This is a genomic window from Bradyrhizobium sp. Kon58, assembly GCF_055807455.1.
This window is the reverse complement of the sequence record NZ_JBVVOT010000028.1, coordinates 1-25,590: the sequence shown is the minus strand read 5'-3', so window position 1 is coordinate 25,590 and position 25,590 is coordinate 1. Positions and strand designations below refer to the sequence as shown.

Annotated in this window: 25 protein-coding genes; 16 read left to right on the top strand and 9 right to left on the bottom strand. The window is 65.1% G+C overall.

Features of this window, described 5'->3' with window-relative positions:
• Positions 1-55: 55 nt before the first annotated feature.
• Both AC0L20_RS31390 and AC0L20_RS31385 read left to right on the top strand, forming a co-directional pair.
• The gene (locus tag AC0L20_RS31390; RefSeq protein WP_473294456.1) at positions 56-631 is read left to right on the top strand and encodes a glycosyltransferase family protein; all 576 of its coding nucleotides are present in this window, start codon (positions 56-58) and stop codon (positions 629-631) included.
• A 62-nt stretch (positions 632-693) separates the two neighbouring features.
• Positions 694-1,620 carry a bifunctional helix-turn-helix transcriptional regulator/GNAT family N-acetyltransferase gene (locus AC0L20_RS31385; protein ID WP_473294455.1) on the top strand — a complete coding sequence of 309 codons (927 nt, stop codon included), beginning with the start codon at positions 694-696 and terminating at the stop codon, positions 1,618-1,620.
• Positions 1,621-1,809: 189 nt separating this feature from the next.
• On the opposite strand, the gene moaB is transcribed toward AC0L20_RS31385, so the two are convergent.
• Positions 1,810-2,373, bottom strand: a complete 564-nt coding sequence (gene moaB, locus AC0L20_RS31380) for a molybdenum cofactor biosynthesis protein B (protein ID WP_473294454.1) — start codon at positions 2,371-2,373, stop codon at positions 1,810-1,812.
• Between the two features lie 135 nt (positions 2,374-2,508).
• A complete protein-coding gene (ypfJ, locus tag AC0L20_RS31375; RefSeq protein WP_027516429.1) occupies positions 2,509-3,444 on the bottom strand; it encodes a KPN_02809 family neutral zinc metallopeptidase in 936 nt (311 codons plus the stop codon).
• On the opposite strand from ypfJ, the gene AC0L20_RS31370 reads away from it, so the two are divergent.
• The 4 genes from AC0L20_RS31370 to AC0L20_RS31355 all read left to right on the top strand — a co-directional run bounded on the left by AC0L20_RS31370 (position 3,443) and on the right by AC0L20_RS31355 (position 6,250).
• Positions 3,443-3,733 carry a hypothetical protein gene (locus AC0L20_RS31370; protein WP_473294453.1) on the top strand — a complete coding sequence of 97 codons (291 nt, stop codon included), beginning with the start codon at positions 3,443-3,445 and terminating at the stop codon, positions 3,731-3,733. The genes ypfJ and AC0L20_RS31370 overlap by 2 nt on opposite strands.
• A 120-nt stretch (positions 3,734-3,853) precedes the next feature.
• Positions 3,854-4,984, top strand: a complete 1,131-nt coding sequence (locus tag AC0L20_RS31365; protein WP_106945123.1) for a site-specific DNA-methyltransferase — start codon at positions 3,854-3,856, stop codon at positions 4,982-4,984.
• A 120-nt stretch (positions 4,985-5,104) separates the two neighbouring features.
• Positions 5,105-5,431 (top strand): hypothetical protein, encoded by a 327-nt coding sequence (locus AC0L20_RS31360; protein ID WP_473294452.1) that lies wholly within the window; start codon positions 5,105-5,107, stop codon positions 5,429-5,431.
• Positions 5,432-5,563: 132 nt separating this feature from the next.
• Entirely contained in the window at positions 5,564-6,250 is a 687-nt protein-coding gene (locus AC0L20_RS31355; RefSeq protein ID WP_473294450.1) for a glutathione S-transferase family protein, read from the top strand.
• A gap of 58 nt (positions 6,251-6,308) precedes the next feature.
• On the opposite strand, the gene AC0L20_RS31350 is transcribed toward AC0L20_RS31355, so the two are convergent.
• Positions 6,309-8,318 carry a HAMP domain-containing methyl-accepting chemotaxis protein gene (locus AC0L20_RS31350; protein WP_473294448.1) on the bottom strand — a complete coding sequence of 670 codons (2,010 nt, stop codon included), beginning with the start codon at positions 8,316-8,318 and terminating at the stop codon, positions 6,309-6,311.
• Between the two features lie 337 nt (positions 8,319-8,655).
• A complete protein-coding gene (locus tag AC0L20_RS31345) occupies positions 8,656-9,099 on the bottom strand; it encodes a nuclear transport factor 2 family protein (RefSeq protein ID WP_473294446.1) in 444 nt (147 codons plus the stop codon).
• 90 nt (positions 9,100-9,189) lie between these two features.
• On the opposite strand from AC0L20_RS31345, the gene AC0L20_RS31340 reads away from it, so the two are divergent.
• Positions 9,190-10,107, top strand: coding sequence for a LysR family transcriptional regulator (locus tag AC0L20_RS31340; RefSeq protein ID WP_473294445.1), 918 nt, complete (start codon positions 9,190-9,192; stop codon positions 10,105-10,107).
• Between the two features lie 125 nt (positions 10,108-10,232).
• On the opposite strand, the gene AC0L20_RS31335 is transcribed toward AC0L20_RS31340, so the two are convergent.
• Complete coding sequence (locus AC0L20_RS31335; protein ID WP_027568589.1) at positions 10,233-10,853, bottom strand: glutathione S-transferase family protein; 621 nt, start codon at positions 10,851-10,853, stop codon at positions 10,233-10,235.
• A 127-nt stretch (positions 10,854-10,980) separates the two neighbouring features.
• On the opposite strand from AC0L20_RS31335, the gene AC0L20_RS31330 reads away from it, so the two are divergent.
• The gene (locus AC0L20_RS31330) at positions 10,981-12,258 is read left to right on the top strand and encodes a flavin-dependent oxidoreductase (protein WP_473294443.1); all 1,278 of its coding nucleotides are present in this window, start codon (positions 10,981-10,983) and stop codon (positions 12,256-12,258) included.
• A gap of 191 nt (positions 12,259-12,449) precedes the next feature.
• Here the strand turns inward: AC0L20_RS31330 and AC0L20_RS31325 are convergent, their stop codons facing one another.
• Together AC0L20_RS31325 and mutY are read right to left on the bottom strand one after the other, a co-directional pair.
• On the bottom strand, positions 12,450-12,869 hold the full coding sequence (locus AC0L20_RS31325) for a PaaI family thioesterase (protein ID WP_473294442.1): 420 nt from the start codon (positions 12,867-12,869) through the stop codon (positions 12,450-12,452).
• Between the two features lie 68 nt (positions 12,870-12,937).
• Positions 12,938-14,038, bottom strand: a complete 1,101-nt coding sequence (gene mutY / locus AC0L20_RS31320; protein WP_473294441.1) for an A/G-specific adenine glycosylase — start codon at positions 14,036-14,038, stop codon at positions 12,938-12,940.
• 122 nt (positions 14,039-14,160) lie between these two features.
• On the opposite strand from mutY, the gene AC0L20_RS31315 reads away from it, so the two are divergent.
• The 8 genes from AC0L20_RS31315 to AC0L20_RS31280 all read left to right on the top strand — a co-directional run bounded on the left by AC0L20_RS31315 (position 14,161) and on the right by AC0L20_RS31280 (position 23,858).
• Positions 14,161-14,655 carry a DUF721 domain-containing protein gene (locus AC0L20_RS31315; protein ID WP_106945134.1) on the top strand — a complete coding sequence of 165 codons (495 nt, stop codon included), beginning with the start codon at positions 14,161-14,163 and terminating at the stop codon, positions 14,653-14,655.
• A gap of 127 nt (positions 14,656-14,782) precedes the next feature.
• The gene (locus AC0L20_RS31310) at positions 14,783-15,457 is read left to right on the top strand and encodes a DsbA family protein (protein ID WP_456769691.1); all 675 of its coding nucleotides are present in this window, start codon (positions 14,783-14,785) and stop codon (positions 15,455-15,457) included.
• Positions 15,458-15,674: 217 nt separating this feature from the next.
• Positions 15,675-19,139, top strand: coding sequence for a chromosome segregation protein SMC (gene smc, locus AC0L20_RS31305; RefSeq protein WP_473294439.1), 3,465 nt, complete (start codon positions 15,675-15,677; stop codon positions 19,137-19,139).
• Between the two features lie 57 nt (positions 19,140-19,196).
• A complete protein-coding gene (locus AC0L20_RS31300; RefSeq protein WP_473294435.1) occupies positions 19,197-20,174 on the top strand; it encodes a small ribosomal subunit Rsm22 family protein in 978 nt (325 codons plus the stop codon).
• Positions 20,175-20,314: 140 nt separating this feature from the next.
• Entirely contained in the window at positions 20,315-20,875 is a 561-nt protein-coding gene (locus tag AC0L20_RS31295) for a LemA family protein (RefSeq protein ID WP_473294430.1), read from the top strand.
• A 32-nt stretch (positions 20,876-20,907) separates the two neighbouring features.
• On the top strand, positions 20,908-22,170 hold the full coding sequence (locus AC0L20_RS31290; protein ID WP_473294428.1) for a M48 family metallopeptidase: 1,263 nt from the start codon (positions 20,908-20,910) through the stop codon (positions 22,168-22,170).
• Positions 22,171-22,373: 203 nt separating this feature from the next.
• A complete protein-coding gene (locus AC0L20_RS31285) occupies positions 22,374-23,129 on the top strand; it encodes a P-loop NTPase family protein (RefSeq protein ID WP_027516412.1) in 756 nt (251 codons plus the stop codon).
• 60 nt (positions 23,130-23,189) lie between these two features.
• A complete protein-coding gene (locus tag AC0L20_RS31280) occupies positions 23,190-23,858 on the top strand; it encodes a hypothetical protein (RefSeq protein WP_473294426.1) in 669 nt (222 codons plus the stop codon).
• Between the two features lie 39 nt (positions 23,859-23,897).
• On the opposite strand, the gene AC0L20_RS31275 is transcribed toward AC0L20_RS31280, so the two are convergent.
• Entirely contained in the window at positions 23,898-24,437 is a 540-nt protein-coding gene (locus AC0L20_RS31275; RefSeq protein ID WP_007595035.1) for an adenine phosphoribosyltransferase, read from the bottom strand.
• A gap of 8 nt (positions 24,438-24,445) precedes the next feature.
• The coding region (locus AC0L20_RS31270) for an anthranilate synthase component I (protein ID WP_473294425.1) at positions 24,446-25,590 on the bottom strand (1,145 nt) is incomplete at its 5' end.

Below are 25,590 nucleotides of genomic sequence, written 5' to 3'. Positions count from 1 at the left end.
ACGCCCTGACAATGAGCTACGCTTCTCCCGAAGTGTGGACACTGAAGCCTCAATCATGCTGAGCGTCATCATTCCGACCGAAGGCGTCGAGCAGACCGCGGTCGCAACTCTGGCCGCGCTGGTACCCGGTGCCGCCGCAGGCATCGTCCGGGAAGTGCTCCTCGTCGATAGCACCCGCAATGGCGTCATCGAGCGCGTTGCCGACGTCGCGGGCTGCCGTTTCATCGGCTTCGAAGGATCCACGCAGGGCGCCGCGCTTGCCGCCGGCGCACTCCAGGCCCGTTCGTCCTGGCTGATGTTCCTCCCCGCGGGCGCCGTGCTGGAAACCGGCTGGATCGAGGAAACCGCTCAGTTTATCCAGTCCGTCTCGACCAGCGGCCGAGATCGTGCGGCCGTCTTCCGCTATGCCCGCTCACCCTACGCCGATGCCGGCTTCCGCGATATCCTCTGGGCCCTGATGCGCAAGCTCGTCGGTCCCTTCGGCGATCAGGGACTTTTGATCGCGCGTGATCACTACGACCGCATCGGCGGCTACCCGCCCCAAGCCCGCCGCTCCGAGGCGCGGTTGCTCCGGCGGCTCGGCCGCTCGTCGCGGATCATGCTGCGCAGCCGGATTGTCATGGTCGGCTGAAGCACTTCAATGCTTGCCAAAGTCAAATAATTATTTGACAATGGCAAGTATCGAGGTGAGCCATGTCATTTGACGGTACCGAGAACCACGTCGCAGCGGTTCGCGCCTTCAACCGCTTCTATACCCGCAAGCTTGGCGTGCTCGACCAGCACCTTGGCAAGAGCCCGTTCTCGCTCAGCGAGGCCCGCGTGCTCTACGAGCTCGCACAACGGGACGACCTTGCCGCAAAGGAGATCGGCAACGAGCTTGGCCTCGACCCCGGCTATCTCAGCCGCATCGTGCAGAGCTTCGACGAAAAGGGGCTGATCACCCGCAGACCCCTGCCCGCGGATCGCAGGCAATACCAGCTCAGCCTCACCGCCAAGGGGCGCCAGAGCTTTGCCAAGCTGAACCTGGGCTCGCAAAACGAGGTCGCCGCAATGCTGGCTCAGCTTTCGGCCAGCGATGCAACGCGGCTCACGCAGGCTATGGCGACCATCGAGGCTGTGCTGGAGCATCGAAGCCAGCCCGCGGCTTTCATGCTGCGCAGCCATCGCGTCGGCGACATGGGCTGGGTCATCTCCCGGCAGGCCGCCGCCTATGCGGCGGACTACAACTGGGATATCAACTACGAGGCCCTGGTCGCCGAGATCTGCGCACAGTTCATCAAGAACTATGACGCCGCGCGCGAGCACTGCTGGATTGCGGAAGTGGATGGCGAGCCGGTCGGCTCGATCTTCCTGGTCAAGGCCACGGATGAGATTGCCAAGCTGCGCCTGTTGCAGGTGGAGAAGAAAGCGCGGGGACTCGGTGTCGGCCGCGCGCTGGTCGAGCAATGCATCCAGGGCGCACGCGAGAGGGGCTACAGCAAGATGACGCTGTGGACGCAAAGCATCCTGGTCGCCGCGCGTGGCATCTATCAAAGTGCAGGCTTCAAGCTCGTGAAGGAAGAGAAGCACCACAGCTTCGGTGTCGATCTGATCGGCGAGACCTGGGAGCGAGATCTGTAGCACTCTCGCAACGAGCGAGATGCAAGTAAATGTGCCCTCGCCCCTTGCGGGAGAGGGCAGCAGCACTGGCGGACGCGCGCTCAGTAAGGTGAGGGGTATGTCTCCGCGAGCGTTCGTGCCTGCGGAGAAAACCCCTCATCCGGCGCTTCGCGCCACCTTCCCCCACAAGGGGGGAAGGGAAGCAAGCACTCACACCGTCGCGCCTTGCGCCTTTGGCCGGCGCAGGTGCTCGTCCAGGCGCGGCATGATCTCCACGAAATTGCAGGGACGCGTGCGGTAGTCGAGCTGGGCTTTGAGGATGCCGTCCCAGCCGTCGCGGCAGGCACCGGGCGAACCTGGGAGGCAGAAGATGTAGGTTGCGCCGGCGACGCCGGCCGTGGCGCGGCTCTGGATCGTCGACGTGCCGATCTTGGCGTGGCTCAGCATGTGGAATGCGATCGAGAAACCGTCCATGCGCTTCTCGAACAAGGGCTCGATCGCCTCCGGCGTGACGTCGCGCCCGGTGAAGCCGGTGCCGCCGGTGGTGATGACGACGTCGACGCCTGCGTCCGCAATCCAGCGGCGGATGACGGCGCGGATCGCCTCGACGTCGTCGGTGACGATCTCGCGCGCGGCGAGATGGTGGCCGGCCGCAAGGAGGCGGTCGGCCAGGGTCTGGCCGGATTTATCATCCGCGAGCGCGCGCGTGTCGGACACGGTGAGCACCGCGATGTTGAGCGGGACGAACTGTTTTGTTTCGTCGATGGAGGTCATTGCAACGCACCTTCTTCCCAGACCACTGACGTCATCCTGAGGTGCGGGCTCTTGCGCGCCTCGAAGGATGGGCCACAGGCTCGCCATCCTTCGAGGCTCGCCAATTGGCGAGCACCTCAGGATGACGGATAACCCCTACTGTCCGCCCCCAAACGTGTTGCAGGCCTGGACGGTGCCCTGCTGGTAGCCGGTCATGAACCACTGTTTGCGTTGCGCCGCCGAGCCGTGGGTGAAGGAATCGGGCACGACGCGGCCTGTGGACTGGCGCTGCAGCGTGTCGTCGCCGATCGCGCTCGCCGTGGTGAGTGCGGCGTCGATGTCGCCCGGCTCCAGGAAGTTCGGCCGCTTCTTCGCCTCGCGATTGACCCAGACACCGGACAGGCAGTCCGCCTGCAATTCGACCTTCACCTGGAGCGCATTCGACTCCGCCTTGCTGCCGGCCTGCTGCTGCAACCGCGTCACGCGCGGAATGATGCCGAGCAGGTTCTGGATGTGATGGCCGGCCTCATGGGCGATGATGTAGGCGGTGGTGAAGTTACAGGCGGACTTGCCGGAGCAGCCGCGAAAACGTGTCTCGACCTCGCGGAAGAAACCGGTGTCGAGGAAGATGGTCCTGTCGGGCGGACAATAGAACGGTCCCATCGCCGACTCCGCCCGGCCGCAGCGCCCGCCATTGGTGACGTTGCGGAACAGCACGACCTTCGGACCGGTAAAGGATTGGCCCGAGGCCTGGAAGATCTCGCTCCAGCGATCGTCGATCTCGCCGAGGATGCCGGAGATCATGCTGCCCATCTCGTCGGTCGGCGCGCCGCGCTTGGCGTTGGACGACGACTGGCGATCGGTCTGGTAGGACGGCGCCTGGCCGCCACCGGTGAGGATCTCGGCGCCGCCGATCAGGATGCGCGGATCGATGCCGAAGGCGTAACCGACCAGGCCGAGCACGATGATGGTGCCGATGCCGAGCCCGCCGCCGCCCATGGGGAGGCCGAACCCGCCTCCTCCACCGCCGCCGCCACCATCGTCGCGACGATCCTCGATGTCGTCGCTGCGGCGGAAATCATCGTAGCGCATGGCGGCTTCCCTCAGTCCTGGCTGGCATCATTGGGCGCAAAGGCGGCAAAGCTCAACGCACCATGCACGTAAAATTTCCATTGCGTTAATCAATATCCCGCTCGGCAATTATTGCCTAGTGCGACAGCACGGCAATGCCAGCAATTTTTTCCGGGCATCGAGCAATTTTTTCCGAGAGGAATTTCGAGTCTTTTTGCGCTCCGATCACAGCCGCAACGCGAAGAAACGCGAAATACACTGCAAAACACGGCGAATGCGCGAAGCGAACCGCGTGCAAGTCGCGATGTGAGAGCTATTCACGAAAGCGGCGGGTTAAGTCGATTTTTACTTTGCCGCTTCAATGTAACGGTCAGTCGGTTGTTTGGTCCCGCGTCGCCGACAGCGTCGCCTGAGTCAGAGTTCTTGAGTCATGGTAGAGTCGCGTCGCGGGGCGTCTGCAAGGGCGCCCCGCACAAATTTTGAGTCTTCATCGCATCGCATCATTCTCGGTGATTGCGTCGCCGAGATGTCGAAGCTTCAGGCTGGTTCGGTCGACCTGGTGTTCGCCGATCCACCCTACAATCTCCAGCTCAAGGGCGATCTCAAGCGCCCCGACGAATCGCATGTCGATGCGGTCGACGACGACTGGGACAAGTTCGATTCGTTCTCCGCCTATGACGATTTCACCCGCGCCTGGCTGCTCGCCGCCCGCCGCGCGATGAAGCCGTCGGCGACGATCTGGGTGATCGGCTCCTATCACAACATCTTCCGCGTAGGCGCGATCATGCAGGACCTCGGCTTCTGGCTCCTGAACGACATCGTCTGGCGCAAGACCAATCCGATGCCGAATTTCCGCGGCCGTCGCTTCACCAACGCGCACGAGACCATGATCTGGGCCGCGCGCGACGAAAAGGCCAAGGGCTACACCTTCAACTACGAAGCCTTGAAAGCCGCCAACGAGGACGTGCAGGCACGGTCCGACTGGCTGATCCCGCTCTGCACCGGCGAGGAGCGCCTCAAGGGCGCCGACGGCAAGAAAGTGCACCCGACGCAGAAGCCGGAAGGCCTGCTCGCGCGCGTGCTGCTGTCGTCCTCCAAGCCCGGCGATCTCGTGATCGACCCCTTCAACGGCACCGGCACCACCGGCGCGGTCGCAAAGCGCCTCGGCCGCTCTTATATCGGCTTCGAGCGCGACAAGACCTATGCGAAAGCCGCCCAAGCGCGCATCGCCGCGGTCGAGCCGCTGCCGGAGGCAAGCCTCGCCCCGTTCATGACGGCGCGCGAAGCGCCGCGGGTTGCGTTCTCGGAATTGATCGAGCGTGGCATGATCATGCCCGGCACCAAGCTGTTCGACGCCAAGAAGAAGCTCGGCGCACTGGTCCGCGCCGACGGCGCTATCATGTTCGGCGACAAGGTCGGCTCCATCCACCGCATGGGCGCGGTGGCGCAAGGCGCGCAAGCCTGCAACGGCTGGACCTTCTGGCACATCGAGACCAAGAAGGGTCTCAAGCTGATCGACGAGCTCCGCGCCGAAATCCGCGCCGGAATGGCGGCGGGCTAGCCTTCCTTTCGTCATCCCGGAGCGCGCCTCCGGCGCGAGCGCGGAATGACGAGACTGGTTGAACACGGCCGCCGCCGGGACTAGATTACCCGCCTACGCCCCGTCTTGACCGGTCGAGCCATGCGACGACAGTCCGAGACATTGCTGCTGGTGCCGCTGCTGCCGATCTTCCTGCTCGGCATGCTTCCGATGTTCCTGATCGCGCTGCTGGGATTTTTCGGCCTCGCCTTGTTCGGCGTGCTCGTGGTCTGTGTCGGGCTCGCCAGCAGCAACGAGGCCCATGACAGCTTCAATCACGACGTCATCGTTCACGGCTACGCGCGCGGATCGGAGCGCGCGGCGCGGGCCTCCGACATGCATATCGCTACCCGGCTCGGGCTGCGCCTGGAGGTCGTGGGCGCGGCCATGGTCATTACGGCGGCGATCGGCCTTTGTTACGCCGGCTGATCTGCGTGGCGCGCAGATACCGCCCGGCAAACTCGCCGGTTGCCCTCCCCGACAAGGTTCAGGCAAGACAAGGCCGCTTGCGGACACGTTGCTGCCTCCACTCTCGGCCAACAAACACAGGGGAGATGCCCGATGCTCAAATTCTATTTCAATGGCTCGCCGAACCCGACCAAGGTCGCGCTTTATCTCGAAGAGTCGGGCCTGCCCTTCGAGCCGGTGAAGATCGATACCCGCATGGGCGAGCAGTTCACGCCGGACTATCTGAAGATCAATCCGAACGGCAAGGTGCCGGCGATCGACGACGGCGGCACCATCGTGTTCGATTCCAATGCCATCCTGCTCTATCTCGCCGAGAAGTCCGGCAAATTCCTGCCCGCCGCCAATGTACGCGGCGAGATGCTGTCATGGCTGATGTTCATCGCCACCGGCGTCGGGCCGTATTCGGGTCAGGCCGTGCACTTCAAGCATTTTGCGCCGAAGGACCAGAACCACGACTACGCGCATAACCGCTACCAGTTCGAGACCGATCGTCACTACAAGATTCTCGACGGTCACCTCGAAGGCCGCCGCTACATGGTCGGCGACGGCTATTCGATCGTCGACATGGCGTTGTGGGGTTGGGCACGGATGGTGCCGTTCAAGCTCGGCGACGACGCCTTCGCGCGATATCCGAACGTGAAGCGGCTGGTGGACGAGATCTCGGCGCGGCCCGCGGCGGCGCGCGCGATCGCTCTGAAGGACAAGTTCACCTTCAAGGCCGAGATGGACGACGAGGCCCGCAGCAACATGTTCAAGCACATGACGACGAAAGTCGCCTGATCGCGTCCGGTCACAACGCGAGGCCACGCGCATGCGCGTGGCCTTTTGCTTTTGAGGCTCAAGCGGCGTGGACCGAGTTCAGAAAGTTGGCGACTTCCTGCTTCAAGCGATTGCTGTCGGCCGACAGCGAGCGTGCCGCCGAGAGCACCTGCGAAGAAGCCGAGCCGGTCTCGGACGCCCCGCGCTGCACATCGCCGATGTTGGACGACACGAGCTGCGTGCCCTGGGCCGCCTGCTGCACGTTGCGGGAGATCTCCTGCGTCGCCGCACCCTGCTCCTCCACGGCGGCGGCGACCGTCGACGAGATCTCCGACAGCCGCTCGATGGTGCCGCTGATTTCCCTGATCGAGCCGACCGACTCCTCCGTTGCGGCCTGGATGCCCGAGACCTGCTGGGCGATCTCACCGGTGGCCCTCGCGGTCTGCTCGGCAAGCGCCTTGACCTCCGAGGCGACCACGGCAAAGCCGCGGCCGGCTTCACCCGCGCGCGCCGCCTCGATGGTGGCGTTCAGCGCCAGGAGGTTGGTCTGGCCGGCGATGGTGCTGATCAGTTCGACCACGTCGCCGATGCGGGCTGCAGCCTTGGAGAGCTCGCTGACGCGCGCGTTGGTCTTGCTCACCTGACCGACGGCTTCGCCCGCGATGCGGGCCGATTCCTGCACCTGGCGCGCGATCTCCGTCACCGAGGAGGACAACTCCTCGGTCGCGGAGGCGACCGCCTGCACATTGGCCGAGGCTTCCTGGGAGGCGGATTGCACTTCGGTGGAGAGATCTTGAGCGCGCCTCGCGGTCGCGGTCAGGGTGCCGGCCGAGCCCTCGAGCTCGTGCGATGCCGAGGATACGGTATCGACGATCTCGCCCACCGCCTGCTCGAACTGGCTGGCGAGCCGGGCCATGTCGGCCTTGCGGCTCTCGGCCTGCCGGGCCTCGGTTGCGGTCTGCTCATGGCGCAGCCTTTCGGTCTCGATCATGTTGGTCTTGAAGACGTCGATCGCCTTGGCCATGTCGCCGATCTCGTCGGCCTTGCCGCGCGAAGGGATCTCGACGGCGAGATTGCCCCCGGCAAGCAGCCCCATTGCGCGCGTCATCGAGGTCAGCGGCCCCACGATGCTGCGGGCGGTCAGGAAGGCGACGATCAGCCCGAACAGGACGGCGAGGCCGCCCGCGATCGCCTGGAGCGAGGTCGTGCCGTCGATCACGGCATCGGCCGCGGTGCGCGAATCCTTGTAATCGGTCTTCAAGGTGGTTTCCGCGACCTTGAGCTTGGCGATGCTCGCGGAGATGAGCGGTGCGAGATCCTTGTGGTAGATCTCATCGGACCGCAGCATCGCGGCGGAGGTCGTTTCGAACGCGGATTTATAGATACCGAGCGCGGTCTTCACAGGCGTCAGAGACGACCGAAGGTCCGCCGCTTGCGGGCTCCTTTCGACGGCTGCCAGCCGCTGCACCGCCCTGTCGACATTGGTTCTGAAGGCGGTGGGCCCGTTGGTGTCGCGCAGAGCGAGGAAGCGCCAGTTCGCGATTCGAACCAGCAGGACCCGGGACTCGAGGTCCGCGACGAGCGACACCGTGTCGTCGTCGGCGGCGGCGCGGGCCACGTCGACCAGCTTGGCCATCTTGACCGTCAGCTCCTCGCCACTCGGCAACAGCGTCGCCTTGCCGGTCCGCGCCTCGTTGACGGCGTCGCCGAGACTGTCGCGCAGGCTTTTCATTTTGGCGATGTCGGCGATCAGATCATTGTAGAGCTTCCGCCGCTCCTCCGAGAGGGTGCCCTTTGCTCCGAGCTGCAACAGCCCGGTCGCCGCGGTCTCTCGCTCGGCAGCCTCCCGCATCGCAGGCTCGTTGGCGTCGTAAATGTAGCGCAGATTGGCGCGCTGGATGGCCTGAAGATGGGTCGATATCTCCAGGATACGCGCCGTGCTGTCCGACAACGCGGAGAGTTTTGCGACCTGATCCTGGACGGACCGCAAATTCCAGATGGCGACCACCGCCATCACAAGACCAACCGCCACCAAGGCCATGAAACCTGCGTACAGGCGTCCCCTGATCCGCAAACGAAACTTCGGCATTCCCACTGTCCACTCAGAAGCATGTCAATTCGGGCGGACGAACAACTCCGGCGATTTGTCGGGCCACCCCGGCAGCCGCGGGTCATGTTGTTCGCGAACCACGCTGCACCGCGACACAATGGGGGACACTCGTTAATTGAACCTTCAAATTTTTCGCGCGCGCATGCGTCAGACGGCACAACATCTGCTGATTTTATCGGCAGGTGAGCAAGGTTTTGGCGCGAAGCCCGCAGCACCGTGCATGCCGCTGCAGCCTGTCCGGCTTGCGCCACCGAAACGGTCACCGCCGGCCGCGGCAGACGGCACCGGTCGGCGGACGCGACGCCGCTCGATCCGCTCAGCTCGCGGCCCTCACGGCCGTTTGCGGAAACGGGCCGAGGGCCTTCTCGGTCAGTACCGAGTCGCAATATTCGCGGATCTCCTTGATCTTGCCGTCCTCGAGACGAAACACGAGACAATAGTCGTTGTCGTAGCGTACGCCTTCGGGCGTGACGTTGTCGCCCTTGGCTTCGACGACGACGACATCGCCGTCGGCGATGAAGCGGTGGGCGACCGTCCGCGTCCGGTCGACAAGACGGGTCCGCACATAGGCGTGCAGATCGTTGAGGATCGCCTGTTTGCCCGAAAACGTGCGCGACCAGGAGTATTGGCCGGTCACGATCCATTTGGCGTCGTCGGCAAGACTTTCGGTGAACAAGCCGCGGTCGCGCGCAGCCGGATCGGGGCTGGCGGCGGCTGCAAAGATATCCTGCATCAGCTTCTTGTTGGCGCTCGCGTTCATGGCGGCATCTCCTTCGGTGAGAACACCGAGATCATCGCCGCCGGTTCTAAATTCTTCAAATCGATAGTGAATATGATATCTATTCGCCTCATGAATTTGAATTCGCTCGACCTCAATCTCCTGACCGCGCTCGACGCGCTGCTGCGCGAGGCCAGCGTCAGCCGCGCCGCCTTGCGGATCGGGCTGTCGCAGCCGGCGGCGAGTCATGCGCTCCAGCGCCTGCGCGACATCTTTGGCGACCCGCTCCTGGTCCGCGCGGGCGCGCGGATGGAGCTGACGCCGCGGGCGCAAGCCTTGCGCGCGCCGCTGTCGCAGGCGCTCGACCAGGTGCGCGGGCTGTTCGTATCGGACGAATTCGATGCGGCGCGTAGCGAGCGGCAATTCCGACTGATGATGCCGGATCTCGCGGTCGAGCTGTTGATGCCGCCCTTGATGCAAAAGGTGACGCAGGCTGCCCCCAACGTCCGCATCGACGTGGTGCCGTGGCGGGGACCGGCGATTTTCCACGTCGAGTTCGCCCGCACCATCGACCTCGTGATCTCGATCGGCAACGCGTTCAAGGGCTTTCACCGCCAGCTGCTCTACACCGACAGCGACGCGCTGGCGGTGCGGCGCGGCCATCCCATGGCGGCGAAGCTGAAACGGCGCGAGACGTTCCTGGCCGCGCGCCATGTCGGCGTAATTATCCGCGGCCAGCCGGAGGACTTAATCGACACCTGGCTGCGCACCAAGGGCATCGACCGGCACATCACTCTCGTCGTCCCGGGCTATCTCGAAGCGCTGCACGTCGCCGCCCGCACCGACCTCGTCGCCTTCGTGCCGCGCCGGCTGATCGGGGCGCTGTCCAAGCAGCTCGGCCTCGTCACGGTGACGCCGCCGCTCGACCCCGGCATCGACGAGCAGTTCATGTTCTACCCGACCCGCGCGCAGATGGATCCGGGCTCAATCTGGTTGCGGCGACTGATGCTGGAGACGGGACGGGAATTGGAAAAGCCGAAGGCTTCGTAGAGTGGGCAAAGCGACTTGTCCGCCATAGCTCGAAGAGCGAAGGCGGAAGCGTGCCCACCACTTTTTTATGGCTTGGAAAGATGGTGGGCACGGCGCTTCGCGCCCTTGCCCACCCTCCAAGAGCCCTACGCCTTCTGCGCGTCCATCACCTTGCGCACGGCGGGGCGGTCGGACATGCGCTTGAAATGATCGGCGATCTTCGGCGTCGCGTTGATGTCGACGCTGTCGCCTTCGAGCCAAGTCGACAGGGTGTAGAGATAAGGATCACAGATCGTGAACTGCTCGCCCATCACCCAGGGCCCCTTGTACATCTTCTGCTCGATCAGGGCGAAGCAGGCGCCCATGGTCTTTGGGATCATCGCCTTCATGTCGGCAAACGAGCTCTCTTCGCTGGCCCAGCGCGCGCCGCGCATCTTGTGGGCATGGTTGATGTGCACGGTCGAGCAGAGGTAGGAGTTGAACGACTGTACCTGGGCGAAGTCGAAGGGATCGTCGAGCGGCGCGAGCTTGGCCTTGGGGAAGGTCTGCGCGAGATAGGCGAGCATCGCCGGGGTCTCGGTCAGGACGCCACGATCGGTCACCAGCGCGGGCACGCGGCCTTTCGGGTTGATCGCCAGGTACTCCGCGCTGTTCTGCTGGTTGGTCTTGAAGCTCAGCCGCTCGGCCGCGTAGTCGGCGCCGGCTTCTTCCAGGGTGATGTAGGTGGCGAGCGCGCAGGTGCCGGTGGCGTAGTAGAGCTTGAGCATGTCGGACCTCATGGGAAAGGTGGAAGGTAACGGCTGCGGGCCCCGAGGTCCATAGCACGAACTTCTCTTCGCAGTTGCCCACCGGCGGCCGGCTGTGCCAAGACGCCCCGAGTTGGAGGGCTTTCCCATGACCGTACTCATCGCCGGTGGCGGCATCGGCGGGCTGACGCTTGCGCTCAGTCTGCACGGAATCGGCATTCCCGTGAAAGTGTTCGAGAGCGTCGCCGAGCTGCGGCCGCTCGGTGTCGGTATCAACGTGCTGCCGCATGCGGTGCGCGAGCTGATCGAGCTCGGGCTGATGGACAAGCTCGATGCCAGCGGCGTGCGCACCCGCGAGTTGGCCTATTTCTCCAAGCACGGCAAGCCGATCTGGAGCGAGCCGCGCGGGCTGGAGGCCGGCTATAAATGGCCGCAGTTTTCGATCCATCGCGGCACGCTCCAGCAATTGCTGCTCGACACCGCGATCGAGCGCCTCGGCCGCGACAACATCCTCACCAGCCATCATCTGACCGGCTGGAGCGAAACGCCTGACGGCGTGCGCGCCGATTTCATCGACAAGGCCACCGGCAAGGCCGCGGGGACTTACGAGGGCACGATCCTGATCGCCGCCGACGGCATCCATTCCGCCGCGCGAGAAAAACTTTATCCCGACGAGGGCCCCCCGATCTGGAACGGCCGCATCCTCTGGCGCGGCGTGACGCCTGCAAAAGCCTTCCTCAGCGGCCGCACCATGATCATGGCCGGCCACGAGATCCTGAAATTCGTCTGCTATCCGATCTCGAAGGAACCGGACGCCGCGGGCAACCATCTGATCAACTGGGTTGCCGAGCGCCACATGCCGCCGACCTACCAATGGCGACGCGAGGACTATAACCGCACCGCGCGGCTGGAGGAGTTTTTGCCCTGGTTCGAGAGCTGGCAGTTCGACTGGCTCGACGTGCCCGGCCTGATCAAGAATTGCCCGCACGCCTATGAATATCCGCTGGTCGACCGCGATCCGGTGTCGCAATGGACTTTCGGCCGCGTCACGCTGATGGGCGACGCCGCACATCCGATGTACCCGATCGGCTCCAACGGCGCCTCGCAGGCGATCCTCGATGCCCGCACCATCACCCGCGAGATCCTGGCGCACGGCCCGACGCAAGCGGCCCTGCTCGCCTATGAGGCCGAGCGGCGGCCTGCAACCACCAGCCTCGTCCTGCTCAACCGCAAGAACGGCCCCGAACAGGTGATGCAGCTCGTCGAAGAGCGCGCGCCCGACGGCTACAAGGTCGTCACCGACGTGCTGTCGCAACAGGAGCTGGAGGATGTTGCCGCCAACTACAAGCGCGTCGCCGGCTTCCAGGTGGAAGCGCTGAATGCGAAGCCGCCGATCGTGAGCGCGGGTGCGCGCGCGAAGGTGTGAGGGTTTGGCAGAGCATTCGCCGCGAACTCCCCTTCACCTCGCCCCGCTTGCGGGGAGAGGTCGGATTGCATCGAAGATGCAATCCGGGTGAGGGGGTACAGGTCTCACGGAGAGCTCACTCGCGGAGAGGCCCCTCACCCCACCCTCTCCCCGTAAGAACGGGGCGAGGGAGTGAGAGCGCGTTGCCCGCCTTACTTCACCACCCTCGCCGCCTCCAGCAGCCGCTCGCTCGCGCTTGCCGTCGCCAGCAGCGTGCCGTCCTCTGCCGTCAGCCTCGCCTCGACGAACGCAATCGTCTTGCCGAGCTGCGTCACCTTGGCCTCGCCGATGATCGGTCCGGGCTTCGCGGGCGCCAGGAAATTCACGGTCATGCTGATGGTCGTGGTGTAGAGCCGGCCCTCGCTCATCACCAGCACAGCGGGGCCCATCGTGTCATCGAGCATGGCCGAGAGCATGCCACCCTGGATGAAGCCGGCCGGATTGCAGAACTCCGGCTTGCCGTCGAAGGCGAGCTTGATCCAGCCTTCCCCGGGGCGGGCATCGAGCAGGCGCCACCCCAATAGCTCAGCACAGGGCGGCCTGGGAAAGTTGTCCAGGGCGGTCTTGATCATGCGAGCCTCCGTTGCCGACCACAGCTAACGCAGGCCTGCTGCCAGCATGTTGTCAGCAGGATGGGCTGCTAGGGGTCCAATCCATGCGCAATCACCTTGCGCATGACGTTGGGCAATGCTTCGTCGGCGAGTGTGGCGATGGGCACCCAGCGCATGCCCGCGGGTGCCCGCGTCCGCGCTTCGGCCCTCGCCGTGTAGACCACCAGCTCCAGCGGAAAATGCGTGAAGACGTGGGTAACCACGCCGATCTTGCGCTGCCAGCGCGACAGCCCCTTCAGCTCGGGTGCCTGCTGTTTTGCCTTGGCATCGTCCTGCCCGGCCAGCCAATCCGATCCCGGTACCTCGGTCATGCCGCCGAGCAGACCCTTTTCGGGACGGCTGCGGACGAGAAGCTCGTCGCCGCGCGTGACAACGAAGGCGGCGCCGCGCCGTAGCGCGCCGCTCTTCTTCGGCGCCTTGCGCGGAAACGTTTCCTGCGTTCCCAGCGCGCGCGCCGTGCAGTCCTCGTTCAGCGGGCATAACGAGCAGGCCGGCTTTTTCGGCGTGCAGATCGAGGCCCCCAGATCCATCAGCGCCTGTGCGCTATCACCGGCGCGAGAATCGGCGAGTAGCGTCGCAGCCAACTCCTGAATCAGCGGCTTGGCCTGCGGGAGCTCTTCTTCAACTGCAAAGAGCCGCGAGACCACGCGTTCGATATTGCCGTCGACCGGCATGGTGCGGCGGTCGAACGCGATCGCCGCGATCGCTGCCGCCGTATAGGGCCCGATGCCCGGCAGCGCGCGCAGGCCCGCTTCGGTGTCGGGAAAGGTGCCGCCATGCTCGCGCGTCACCGCGACCGCGCAGGCATGGAGATTGCGGGCGCGAGAATAATAGCCGAGCCCGGCCCACATCCGCAGCACGTCGTCTTGCGAGGCCCGCCCGAGCGCGGTGACATCAGGCCAGCGCGCGACGAATTTTTCGAAATAGGGCCCGACCGCCTTCACGGTGGTCTGCTGCAGCATGATCTCGGACAGCCAGACGCGGTAAGGGTCGGATGCCTCGCCGGGCCCAGCGCGCCAGGGCAAGCGGCGGCGGTGGCGGTCGTACCATTGGAGCAGCGCGAGCGGGCGCGACGAGGTCTCCGGCGGAACTGGTTCCGATTTCGCCTTGAGGGCGGATTTGGGGCTCATGTTCGCACTGTAGCGGCAATGCACCGATCTCTCCACGTCGTGCCCACGCTTGTCGCGGGCATCCACGTTTTTCTTCGCGGCGAAGAGCCTGTGGCCGACGCGCCGGAGTGCTATAAGGTCCCATGTCCAAACTTCGCCCCATGAAACCCGGTCCTATCAGCGCCAAGCCGTTGTCGCTCCTGCTCAACGACGTCTTCGCCGAGGCCTATGCCAAGCAGGGTTTTGCCGCGCGCGAACTGGTGACGCGATGGGCGCAGATTGCCGGGCCGGAGATCGCGGCCCATGCCGAGCCGCTCAAGATGCAATGGCCGCGGCCGGTCGAGGGCCAGCCGCAGGAGCCGGCCACGCTGGTGCTGCGAGTCGAGGGGCCGATGGCGCTGGAGATCCAGCACTCCGCCGATGTGATCCTGCAGCGGGTCAACCGCTTCTTCGGCTGGAGCGCGGTCGGCAAGCTGGCCTTCCGCCAGGCTCCACTGTCGCGCGCCCGGCGGCCAACCCGACCCGGCCCGCCGGACGCCAAATCGGTGGCCGAGGTGGCTGAGCGCCTGGGCGACATCGAAGATGAACAATTGAAGTCGGCGCTGGCGCGCCTCGGGGCCGCCATCAAGCGAAATTGAGCCTTATTCTGCGGCCAAACTGGACCTGTCCTTGCCGCTCGCCATTGCCTCAAACGACGTTTCAAGCTAGCGACAGGCCGTCTGAATGGGAATTTCGGGCGAGACCACGCCAATCCGGGAGCCGACCTTGATCATCACCCGCCGCGCCTTCACCTCGATGCTGTCGCTGACCGGGCTTGCCGCGCTCGCCGGGTTCTCGCCACTGCGGTTCATCTCCGATGCCATGATCCCTGAAGCCATGGCGCAGGCGGCGGCTGGCGACGTGGCCAAGCCGGTGTCGCTGCCCGACATGGCGCTGGGCCCGAAGGACGCCGCCGTCACCATCACCGAATACGCCTCGATGACCTGTCCGCATTGCGCGGCCTTCAACGAGCAGGTGTTTCCCAAGATCAAGTCGGAATACATCGACACCGGCAAGGTGCGTTACGTCTTCCGCGAGTTCCCGCTCGACATCAAAGCCGCCGCCGGCTCGATGCTGTCGCGCTGCATCGCCAATGGCGATGCGCCGAAATACTTTGCCGTCACCGACATGCTGTTCCGCCAGCAGAACGACTGGGTGATGAAGAACACCACGGAGACCCTGACCCGGATCGGCAAGCAGGCCGGTCTCACCCAGCAGCAGGTCGAGGCCTGCCTGAAGGACCAGGCCCTGCTCGACAAGATCGCCGCCGACCAGAAATATGCCAGCGACGTTCTGAAGGTCGATTCGACGCCGACGTTCTTCGTCAACGGCGAGAAGATCAAGGGCGAGACCTCGTTCGAGGAATTCGCCAAGAAGATCAATCCGCTGCTCAAGAGCTGATTCGCTCGTCAAGATTCTGATTCGCATCTCGATAACCGTATCTTTCCCGGCATAAATCCCTTGGGAAAAGCGGCTTTCGCCGGTTGCCCTCGCGACGCACCGCGGCCATTGTCCAGCCGCATGAGGCGCCTCGCGCGACTCGCCCGGATAGCGACATTGCCTTCCATGGTATTGTCCCGGCAGGGGGATTCGCGCCTGCCAACAGAGATGCGTGCTTATGAAAATCACCCGCCTGCGCCTTCACGGCTTCAAGTCCTTCGTTGAAGCCACCGACTTCGTCATCGAGCCCGGCCTGACCGGCGTGGTCGGCCCCAACGGCTGCGGCAAGTCGAATCTCGTCGAGGCGCTCCGCTGGGCGATGGGCGAGACCTCCTACAAGTCGCTGCGCGCCGCCGACATGGACGCGGTGATCTTCGCCGGCTCCGGCAATCGCCCCGCGCGCAACCACGCCGAAGTGACGATGACGATCGACAATTCCGATCGCACCGCGCCGGCGGCGATGAACGACAGCCAGCTTCTGGAAATTTCCCGCCGCATCGAGCGCGAGGCCGGTTCGGTCTACCGTATCAACGGCCGCGACGTGCGCGCCCGCGACGTGCAGATTCTGTTCGCCGACGCCGCCACCGGCGCGCGCTCGCCGGCCCTGGTCCACCAGGGCAAGATCGGCGAGATCATTCAGGCCAAGCCAGAGCAGCGCCGCCGCGTGCTGGAAGACGCCGCCGGCGTCGCCGGCCTGCACGCCCGCCGCCACGAAGCCGAGCTGCGGCTCAAGGCGGCCGAAACCAATCTCACCCGCGTCGAGGACGTGATCGGCCAGCTCGCGGGGCAGATGGAAGGCCTCAAGAAGCAGGCCCGCCAGGCCGTGCGCTATCGCGAGGTCGCGGCCAAGGTGCGCAAGGCCGAAGCAACCCTGTTCCATCTGCGCTGGATCGGCGCCCATGCCGACGTCAACGAATCCGGCCACACCCACGATCTCGCCGTCCGCGAGATGGCCGAGCGGACCCAGCACCAGGCCGAGGCCGCCCGCATCCAGGCGATCCGCGCTGCCGAAATGCCGGCGCTGCGCGATGCCGAAGCCCGCGCCGCGGCGGGGCTGCAGCGCCTGACCAACGCCCGCGAGCTGCTCGATCGCGAGGAAGAGCGCGCCAAGGAGCGCGTCGCCGAGCTCGAGCGGCGCCTCGCACAGTTCGAAGGCGACATCTCGCGTGCCCAGCAGCAGACCATGGATGCCGATGTCGCGCTGCAGCGTCTCGACGCCGAAGATGCCGAGCTGAAGGAAGAGATCAAGTCGCGCGTCGAGAAGCGCTCCGGCGTCGACGAGCGTGTCGCCGAAGCCGAGGCGGTGCTGACAGAAACCGAGCAGCAGTTCGCCGAGCTCACCACCGCGCTCGCCGACCTCACCGCCAAGCGCAATCAACTCGAAGCCAACGTTCGGACCCACCGCGACAAGCTCGCCCGGCTCGACCAGGAGATTTCGAACGTCGCGGCGGAAGAGCAGAAGCTCACCGAGGCGACCGGTGGCTTCGGCGATCTCGACGAGCTGACCGCGACGGTCGAGAACGCCGAGCAGACGCTGGCAGCCTCGGAAGCCGCCGCTCAGGCCAGCGAAGCCGCGCATGTCGCTGCGCGGCAGACGCTGGAATCCTCGCGCTCGCCGCTGGTCGAAGCCGACAAGCGCGTGCAGCGGCTCGATACCGAGGCGCGCACGATCTCCAAGATCCTCAACGGCGAGACCAAGAATCTGTGGCCGCCGATCATCGACGGCATCACCGTCGACAAGGGATTCGAAAAGGCGATCGGCGCGGCGCTTGGCGACGATCTCGACGCGCCGGTCGATCCGTCCGCACCGATGCGCTGGACCAATGCCGGCGTCACCGACGGCGATCCGGAACTGCCCGAAGGCGTCGCGCCGCTCGCCAGCCACGTGCAGGCCCCGGCCGAGCTGACCCGCCGCCTGGCGCAGATCGGCGTGGTGCCGCGCGAGCGCGGCGCCGAGCTGGTCTCGCAGCTCAAGACCGGCCAGCGGCTGGTGTCGCCCGAAGGCGACGTCTGGCGCTGGGACGGTTTTGTCGCAGCCGCCCACGCGCCGACCGGCGCAGCACGGCGGCTTGCCGAGCGCGCCCGCCTCGTCGATATCGAGAACGACCTGGAGCAGGCCCGCATCGACGCGCAGATCAAGCGTCAGGCGCTGGAGAACGCCGAGGCCGAGCTGCAGATGGCCGCCAGCACCGAAGGTGCGAGCCGCGAAGCCTGGCGCGCCGCGCAGCGCGAGCTTAACGTCGCGCGCGAGCGCCATGCCACGGTCGAGCGCGAGATCAGCCGCCACGCCGCGCGCAAGGCGACGCTGTCGGAAGCGCACAGCCGCCTGGCCGCCGACCGTGCCGAGGCCGAAGCCGCCTACGAATACGCCGAAGCCGGGATCTCCGAGCTGCCGTCGAGCGAGGACACCGAAACCCGTCTCGCCGCCGTCCGCAGCGACATCGAAGGCCATCGCCGCATGGCCGCCCAGGTCCGCGCCGAGGCACAGGCGCTGGCGCGCGAAGCCGAGCTGGCCGACCGCCGCCTGCAGGCGATCCTCGCCGAACGCACCGAGTGGCAGAACCGCAAGGAGAGCGCGGCCTCCCACATCGACACCATTCAGGCCCGCATTGCCGAGCTTACGATCGAGCGCAGCGATCTCGAGAACGCGCCGGCCGTGTTCGCGGAGAAGCGCAGCGCGCTGATCACCGAGATCGAATACGCCGAGAACGACCGCCGCATGGCCGCTGACGCGCTGGCGACCGCGGAAAACGCGATGGCCGAGACCGATCGCGTCGCCAAGCTGACGCTGGAGGCGCTGTCGAGCTCGCGCGAGGCCACCGCCCGCGCCGAGGAGCGCATGGAAGGCGCGCGGCGCCGGCTCGAGGACATCGAGCGCGAGATCCGCGACATGCTGGAAGTCGAACCGCAGGCCGTTGCCGGCCTCGCCGAGATCGAACCCGGCACGGAGCTGCCGCCGCTGCACGACATCGAGGACGACCTCGAAAAAATGCGCCGCGATCGCGAGCGCCTGGGGGCTGTCAATTTGCGCGCCGAGGAAGAGCTGCGCGAGGTCGAGACCCAGCACAACGGTCTGGTCACCGAGCGCGACGACCTCGTCGAGGCCATCAAGCGGCTGCGCCAGGGTATCCAGAGCCTCAACAAGGAGGCGCGCGAGCGGCTCCTGACCTCGTTCGACGTCGTCAACAACCATTTCAAGCGCCTGTTCGTCGAGCTGTTCGGCGGCGGCGAAGCCGCGCTGCATCTGATCGAGAGCGATGACCCGCTCGAAGCCGGCCTCGAGATCATCGCCAAGCCGCCGGGCAAGAAGCCGCAGACGCTGTCGCTGCTCTCCGGCGGTGAGCAGGCGTTGACCGCGATGGCGTTGATCTTCGCGGTGTTCCTCACCAATCCCTCGCCGATCTGCGTGCTGGACGAAGTCGACGCGCCGCTCGACGACCACAACGTCGAGCGCTATTGCAACCTGTTGCACGAGATGACCGCCTCGACCGACACGCGCTTCATCATCATCACGCACAACCCGATCACGATGGCGCGGATGAACCGCCTGTTCGGCGTCACCATGGCCGAACGCGGCGTCTCGCAGCTGGTGTCGGTGAACCTGCAAGAGGCGGTGGACATTCTCGACCAGAACGTGGCGTGAACCCGCGCCCGTCACGCACCCATTGACGTCGTCATCCGCGAAAGCGGATGATCAAACATGATCTCTCCGACGCTCCCCGCCGAACTGAAAGCGGCCCTCGACGGCAAGCTGCAGGGCTTTTCCCGCACCGACGCCGCGCAGCGATCGCAGAAAATCTCGACGACCTATCGCACAGGCGGCGGCTCCGGCACGATCAAGTCGGAGGCCGATGCGCTCGCCTATGCGCTCGCGCGCATGCCGGCGACCTACGCGGCGGTGGCGGCGAGCCTGAATGCGCTGACCGAGATCGCCCCGGGCTTCGCTCCGGAAACATTGCTCGACGTCGGCGCAGGTCCGGGCACCGCGAGCTGGGCCGCGGCGGAGGCGTTTTCGTCGCTGCAAGATTTCACCCTGCTCGACGCCAACGACACGCTGAGCCGTCTCGCGCTCGATCTGGCGCGCGACAGCACGCGTCTGGCGGATTGCCGCTATCTGCCGGGCGATGCCGGCGCGAACCTCGCCGAGGTCTCGCAAGCCGATCTCGTCGTTGCGAGCTATGTCATCGGCGAGCTCAGTGAGGGCGATCAACGCAAGCTCGCGGAAACGATGTGGGCGAAAGCGCGCCACGCGCTGGTCGTGATCGAGCCCGGCACGCCTGCCGGCTACGCCCGCATCCTCGCTTTGCGCCAGCAACTGATCGCGGCGGGCGCCTATGTCGCCGCACCCTGCCCGCACGAAAAACCGTGTCCGCTGACGGCGCCCGACTGGTGCCATTTCTCCCAGCGCTTGCCGCGCTCGCAGGCTCACCGCCAGATCAAGGGCGCCGAGGTGCCGTTCGAGGACGAGCGATTCATCTACGTGGCGCTGACCCGTACGCCGCCCGCAACCCGCGCCGCGCGCGTGCTGGCGCCGCCGGATGTCGGCAAGGCCGAGATCACGGCCAAGCTCTGCACCGGGGAAGGCCTCGCGATCACGAAGGTGCCGCGCCGTGACAAGGCCGCCTATGCGAGCGCTCGGCGCTGGCGCTGGGGCGATGCCGCCATTGCCGAAAGTTAACCTCCTCCGGCTCTTTCACCTTGAACTCGGATAGTCCTTCATCCGACCAAATCCTACCTTCCCTCTGCGCCGGGGCTCTCGCTCCGCGCCAATTTGGTCTACCCTAGCGCCCGCCTTCTTCCCCCCTTCAGGAGTTCTCCATGTCGACCGGCTGGATCGTCCTCGGCGTTATCGTCGTCCTCGTGTTCTTTGCCTTCGCCGCCTACAACCGGCTGGTGGCGCTCGGCCAGCGCGTCGGCCAGGCCTTTGCCGACGTCGACGTGCAGCTCAAGCAGCGCCACGATCTGATCCCGAACCTGGTCGAGACGGTGAAGGGCTATGCCTCGCACGAGCGCGGCACGCTCGACGACGTCGTCAAGGCGCGCAATTCGGCGATGTCGGCGCAGGGACCGGCGCAAGTGTCCGCGGCCGAGACCCAGCTCTCCGGCGCGCTCGGCCGCCTGATCGCGCTGTCGGAGGCCTATCCCGACCTGAAGGCCAACGCCAATTTCCAGCAGCTCGCCAGCGAGCTGTCCGATCTCGAGAACAAGATCGCGGCCAGCCGCCGCTTCTTCAACAACGCGGTCCAGGAATACAACACCGGCATCCAGCAGATGCCCGCCGCTCTGTTCGCCGGCATGATCGGCTTCACCAAAAAGGACTTCTTCGATCTCGGTGCCAGCCGCACCGAGGTCGAGGCCACGCCGCAGGTGAAGTTCTGAGTTGAACCGATAGGCCGGCAGGGCATCGCGTCATGGCCGCGTATGGTCTCTACACGCACATCGCCTCGAACAAGTTTCGTTCGATGCTGCTGCTCGCCGGCCTGTTCGCGCTGGTCTATGTGCTGGTCTATGCCGGCGCGCTGATCGCTGAAGTCGTCATCAACGGCGACGAGACCGTCGTCCATTATCTGAGACGCGCCTTCTATGATCTGAAAGTCGCCGCACCGGTTGCGACCGTCGTGGCAGCGGCCTGGGTCGTGATCGCCTATTTCTTCCACCAGTCGATGATCGACGCGGTGACCGGCGGCCACGACGTCTCCCGGCAGGAAGAGCCGCGGCTCTACAATCTGCTCGAAAATCTCTGCATCTCGCGCGGCATCACGATGCCGAAGCTGAAGATCATGGAGAGCCCGGCGCTGAACGCGTTCGCGACCGGCCTCAATCCACGGCAATATTCGGTCACCGTCACCACTGGTCTCCTCAATGCGCTTGATGACAAGGAGATCGAGGCGGTGCTCGGCCACGAGCTGACCCACATCAAGAACGGCGACGTGCAGCTCATGGTGGTCGCCGTCATCATTGCGGGTGTGGTCGGGTTCTTCGGCGAACTGTTCTTCCGCCTGTTCACGAATTTCAGCTGGGGTTCTGGCGGCTCGTGGTCGTCGGGCTCCTCCTCGTCGTCACGATCGTCCTCGTCGTCGGGCGACAGCAAGAGTTCGGGGGGCGGCGCGGTGATCGTCATCATCATCGCGGTCGTGCTGATCGTGGTGGCCTGGCTGCTGTCGCAGGTGGTGAAGCTCGCGCTGTCGCGCTCGCGCGAATACCTCGCGGACGCGGGCTCCGTCGAGCTGACGAAAAACCCGGACGCCATGATCTCGGCCCTGCGCAAGATCGAGAACCGCGGCGAACTACCGGGCGCAACCTCGGCAGTGATGGAGCTCTGCGTCGACAATCCACGCGAGGGTTTTGCCGATTTGTTCGCGACCCACCCGTCGGTGCAGTCCCGGGTCGACGCACTGGTCAAGTTCGCCGGCGGCCATGATCCTGGCCCGCTGCCGCCTTCCGCCGACGAGACCGAGGAGGCCGAGGAGCCAGACACGCAAGCTGACCGGCGGGACGCTCCACCGCCGCTGCGCCAGGGTCCCAGGCAAGGTCCTTGGAACGACGCAGGCGGCGCAGCCAGCCCGCCGCCCGTGCCCGCACCCAGCTCAGCCGGAACCGCCAGCAGCAACCCGATAGGTAATTCCTTGGGCAATCCCACAGGAAATCCTATGGGTCCTTGGGGCCGCCATTGAGCGTGATTTGACGCCATGCGCGGCGGGTTTCGTCGCGATTGGGAAAAACCTCGGGAATTGCCGTAACTGGGCCCGGCGGAATTGAATTATCCCTTGTTTCTGCCATGTTCGCGCCCAACAGCAGACTTGGGACATCTTTGCGACATCGATTTGGGGCCCGTCCGATTGCGACTTCGCGATCGGGGGCGCGTTAGGGGACAGCAATGGCAAAGCCGGCAGTGGTTGTGGTGGGCGCGGACAAGGGCGGGGTCGGCAAGACCACGGTGTCGCGCACCCTGCTCGATTATTTTTCCGCCAACAACGTGCCGACGCGCGCCTTCGACACTGAGTCGCCGCGCGGAACCCTGAAGCGTTTCCACCCTGACATCACCGAGATCGTCGACATGACGACGACGTCGGATCAGATGAAGATCTTCGATACGCTCAACGCGACGAGCCCGTCGGTCACCGTGATCGACGTCCGCGCCGGCCTGCTCTCGCCGGCGCTCGCCTCCTTGCGCGACATCGGTTTCCTCGACGCCGCCAAGGCCGGCCAGATCACCTTTGCCGTGTTCCACATCCTCGGACCCTCGATCGCCTCTCTGGACGAAATCGCCGAGACCGCGGGCTTCATGGGGGGTGCCAAATACTTCCTGGTGAAGAACTTCATCAACGATACCCAGTTCTTCCAGTGGGATCAGGCGACCTACCAATCGTATTTCAACCGCATCAAGGACGCGACCGAGCTGACCATCCCCAAGCTCAACGAAATGGCCTATGAGCAGGTCGAGGTGTCCTCCGTCCCGTTCCTGAAATTCGTCGCCAACAAGGGCATCAACGACGAGGCAGCGAACTATTCGTTCGTGCTGCGCGGCTATGTCCGGCATTGGCTTGCGAACGTCTGGAGCGAATTCGACCGGATCCGGCTGACCGATATCGTCGGCTCGACGAAATCCGGGAGCCGCAACAGCGAAAAATAGTTGCGCAAGCCGGGCGGATACGGCTGGATTGGTCGCCAAGTTCGACTGATATAGCTAGCGATGCCCGCGACGCCCCTCTACATCATTTGCTCGCCCCGCCCGCAGGTCGGCAAGACCCTGCTGGCGCGGCTTTTGAGCGAATTTTTGCTGCTCAAGAACGGCAACGTCGCGGCCTTCGACGTCAACCTGAAGGAGCCGTCGCTGCTCGACTACCTGCCGAAGATCACGGAAACCGCCGACGTGATCGACACCTTTGGCAAGATGCAGCTGATGGATCGCGTGATCGTCGATGACGGGGTTGCCAAGGTTATCGACCTCGGCTTCCACGCCTTTGACGAGTTCTTCAAGATGACCGAGGAGATCGGCCTGTTGAAAGAGGCGGCGCGCCGCCACGTCGCGCCGATGATCCTGTTCGTCGCCGACACCGACCGCGTCTCGGCTCGCGCCCACGAGATGCTGCGCGAACAGATCCCGCGGATCAATCTGATCACGGTGGACAACGAGCACATCATACGCGGCGAGCTGCCGGCGGCGATGGCTACCGGACGGGTATTCCGCCTGCCTGCGCTGCCCGGCTTCCTCAAGACCTATATCGGCCGCCTGAATTTCTCCTTCACTGGCTATCTGCGCCAGGAGAAGGATGCCTCGACCGAGCTGCACCAGTGGACCCGGCGCAACTATCTCGCCTTCCGCGAGCTCGAGCTCAGCCTGATCCTGCAACGGTCCTAGGCGAGAATTTACCCGGGCGATATTCCTCGGCGTCCTGGCTCAGTGCCCCTCGAACGTCATCAGCGTGCGCACCGGCACGTCCATCGCGCGCAGCTTGGCGGCGCCGCCGAGATCGGGCAGGTCGATGATGAAGCAGGCGGCGACCACATTGGCGCCGATCTGACGCAGCAATTTCACCGCGCCTTCTGCGGTGCCGCCGGTGGCGATGAGGTCGTCGACCAGGATCACGCGCTCGCCGGGCTGGATGGCGTCGACATGCATCTCCATCTCGTCGATGCCGTATTCGAGAGAGTAAGCGATCCGCACGGTGGTGTGCGGCAGCTTGCCTTTCTTCCGGATCGGCACGAAGCCGGCCGAAACCTGGTGCGCCACCGCGCCGCCGATGATGAAGCCGCGCGCTTCCATGCCGGCGACCTTGTCGATCTTGTTACCGGCCCAGGGATTGACGAGCTCGTCGACCGCGCGTCGGAACGCACGCGCATCCGCGAGCAGCGTGGTGATGTCGCGGAACAAGATCCCGGGTTTCGGGTAGTCCGGAATGGTGCGGACGCTCGCCTTCAGATCGTGGTCAAAAGTCATGGTGCCTCTCAATCAGCGCGCGCATCCAAACGGAACGCGTTCTCGACAATTCGTAAGCCCACCTCGCCGCTGAGCGACATCAGCGATTCCGGATGAAATTGCACGCCGGCGACCGGCAGGGTCTTGTGCTCGAGCGCCATGGCGACGCCGTCCTCGGTGCTGGCGGTGACGGATAGCACCTCCGGCATGCTGTCGCGCTCGACATAGAGCGAGTGATAGCGGCCGATCACGATCTCGTTCGGCAGATTGCGCATCAGCCGCCCGCCGCGCACCTGAACCCGCGAGGGCCGGCCGTGGGCGGGATGCGTGAGCTGCCCGAGTTCGCCGCCGAAATACTCGCCAATCGCCTGGACGCCGAGGCAGACGCCGAACACCGGCAGCTTGTTCTCCAGTGCCGCGTCGATGGTCTTCTTGATCCCAAAATCCTCAGGCCTGCCGGGCCCGGGCGACAGCACCAGCAAATCCCATTGCTTCTGCTTGAGCATGTCGAGCGCATGCACATGGCGGACCACGGTGACCTCGGCGCCGACCTGGCGGAAGTAATCGGCCAGCATATGCACAAAGCTGTCGTCATGGTCGATCAGCAGTACCCGCTTGCCACTTCCGGTGGCATCGGGCGCGAAGGCCGACAGCGGCTTTGGCGGATCGCCGCGCAGCGCCTGGAACAGGGCCGCGGCCTTGACCTGGCATTCGCGGTCCTCGGCGGCGGGATCGGAGTCGAACAAACAGGTGGCGCCGACGCGCACTTCCGCGAGGCCCTCCTTCATCCGGATGGTGCGGATGGTGAGGCCGGTGTTGATGCTACCGTCGAAATTCACCGCTCCGATCGCGCCGGCATACCAGCGGCGCGGCGAGCGCTCGTGATCCTCGACGAACTGCATCGCCCAGAGTTTTGGTGCGCCGGTGACGGTGACGGCCCAGGCATGGGTGAGGAACGCATCGAGCGCATCGAAGCCGGGCCGCAGCATGCCTTCGACATGGTCGACGGTGTGGAAGAGTTTTGAATAGGTCTCGATCTGCCGGCGTGCCAGCACCTTGATCGTGCCGGGGACGCAGACGCGCGCCTTGTCGTTGCGGTCGACGTCGGTGCACATGTTGAGCTCGAACTCGTCCTTCTCGGAGTTCAGGAGCTGGCGGATCTGCTCGGCATCAC

Coding starts and splice junctions, on each gene's coding strand:
- AC0L20_RS31275 (WP_007595035.1), bottom strand. CDS start 24,437: ATGACTTTTGACCACGATCTGAAGGCGAGCGTCCGCACCATTCCGGAC.
- AC0L20_RS31330 (WP_473294443.1), top strand. CDS start 10,981: ATGACCGTACTCATCGCCGGTGGCGGCATCGGCGGGCTGACGCTTGCG.
- AC0L20_RS31325 (WP_473294442.1), bottom strand. CDS start 12,869: ATGATCAAGACCGCCCTGGACAACTTTCCCAGGCCGCCCTGTGCTGAG.
- AC0L20_RS31355 (WP_473294450.1), top strand. CDS start 5,564: ATGCTCAAATTCTATTTCAATGGCTCGCCGAACCCGACCAAGGTCGCG.
- smc (WP_473294439.1), top strand. CDS start 15,675: ATGAAAATCACCCGCCTGCGCCTTCACGGCTTCAAGTCCTTCGTTGAA.
- moaB (WP_473294454.1), bottom strand. CDS start 2,373: ATGACCTCCATCGACGAAACAAAACAGTTCGTCCCGCTCAACATCGCG.
- AC0L20_RS31345 (WP_473294446.1), bottom strand. CDS start 9,099: ATGAACGCGAGCGCCAACAAGAAGCTGATGCAGGATATCTTTGCAGCC.
- AC0L20_RS31315 (WP_106945134.1), top strand. CDS start 14,161: ATGTCCAAACTTCGCCCCATGAAACCCGGTCCTATCAGCGCCAAGCCG.
- AC0L20_RS31350 (WP_473294448.1), bottom strand. CDS start 8,318: ATGCCGAAGTTTCGTTTGCGGATCAGGGGACGCCTGTACGCAGGTTTC.
- AC0L20_RS31300 (WP_473294435.1), top strand. CDS start 19,197: ATGATCTCTCCGACGCTCCCCGCCGAACTGAAAGCGGCCCTCGACGGC.
- mutY (WP_473294441.1), bottom strand. CDS start 14,038: ATGAGCCCCAAATCCGCCCTCAAGGCGAAATCGGAACCAGTTCCGCCG.
- AC0L20_RS31295 (WP_473294430.1), top strand. CDS start 20,315: ATGTCGACCGGCTGGATCGTCCTCGGCGTTATCGTCGTCCTCGTGTTC.
- AC0L20_RS31370 (WP_473294453.1), top strand. CDS start 3,443: ATGGCGGCTTCCCTCAGTCCTGGCTGGCATCATTGGGCGCAAAGGCGG.
- AC0L20_RS31365 (WP_106945123.1), top strand. CDS start 3,854: ATGGTAGAGTCGCGTCGCGGGGCGTCTGCAAGGGCGCCCCGCACAAAT.
- AC0L20_RS31390 (WP_473294456.1), top strand. CDS start 56: ATGCTGAGCGTCATCATTCCGACCGAAGGCGTCGAGCAGACCGCGGTC.
- AC0L20_RS31285 (WP_027516412.1), top strand. CDS start 22,374: ATGGCAAAGCCGGCAGTGGTTGTGGTGGGCGCGGACAAGGGCGGGGTC.
- ypfJ (WP_027516429.1), bottom strand. CDS start 3,444: ATGCGCTACGATGATTTCCGCCGCAGCGACGACATCGAGGATCGTCGC.
- AC0L20_RS31280 (WP_473294426.1), top strand. CDS start 23,190: ATGCCCGCGACGCCCCTCTACATCATTTGCTCGCCCCGCCCGCAGGTC.
- AC0L20_RS31335 (WP_027568589.1), bottom strand. CDS start 10,853: ATGCTCAAGCTCTACTACGCCACCGGCACCTGCGCGCTCGCCACCTAC.
- AC0L20_RS31340 (WP_473294445.1), top strand. CDS start 9,190: ATGAATTTGAATTCGCTCGACCTCAATCTCCTGACCGCGCTCGACGCG.
- AC0L20_RS31290 (WP_473294428.1), top strand. CDS start 20,908: ATGGCCGCGTATGGTCTCTACACGCACATCGCCTCGAACAAGTTTCGT.
- AC0L20_RS31360 (WP_473294452.1), top strand. CDS start 5,105: ATGCGACGACAGTCCGAGACATTGCTGCTGGTGCCGCTGCTGCCGATC.
- AC0L20_RS31385 (WP_473294455.1), top strand. CDS start 694: ATGTCATTTGACGGTACCGAGAACCACGTCGCAGCGGTTCGCGCCTTC.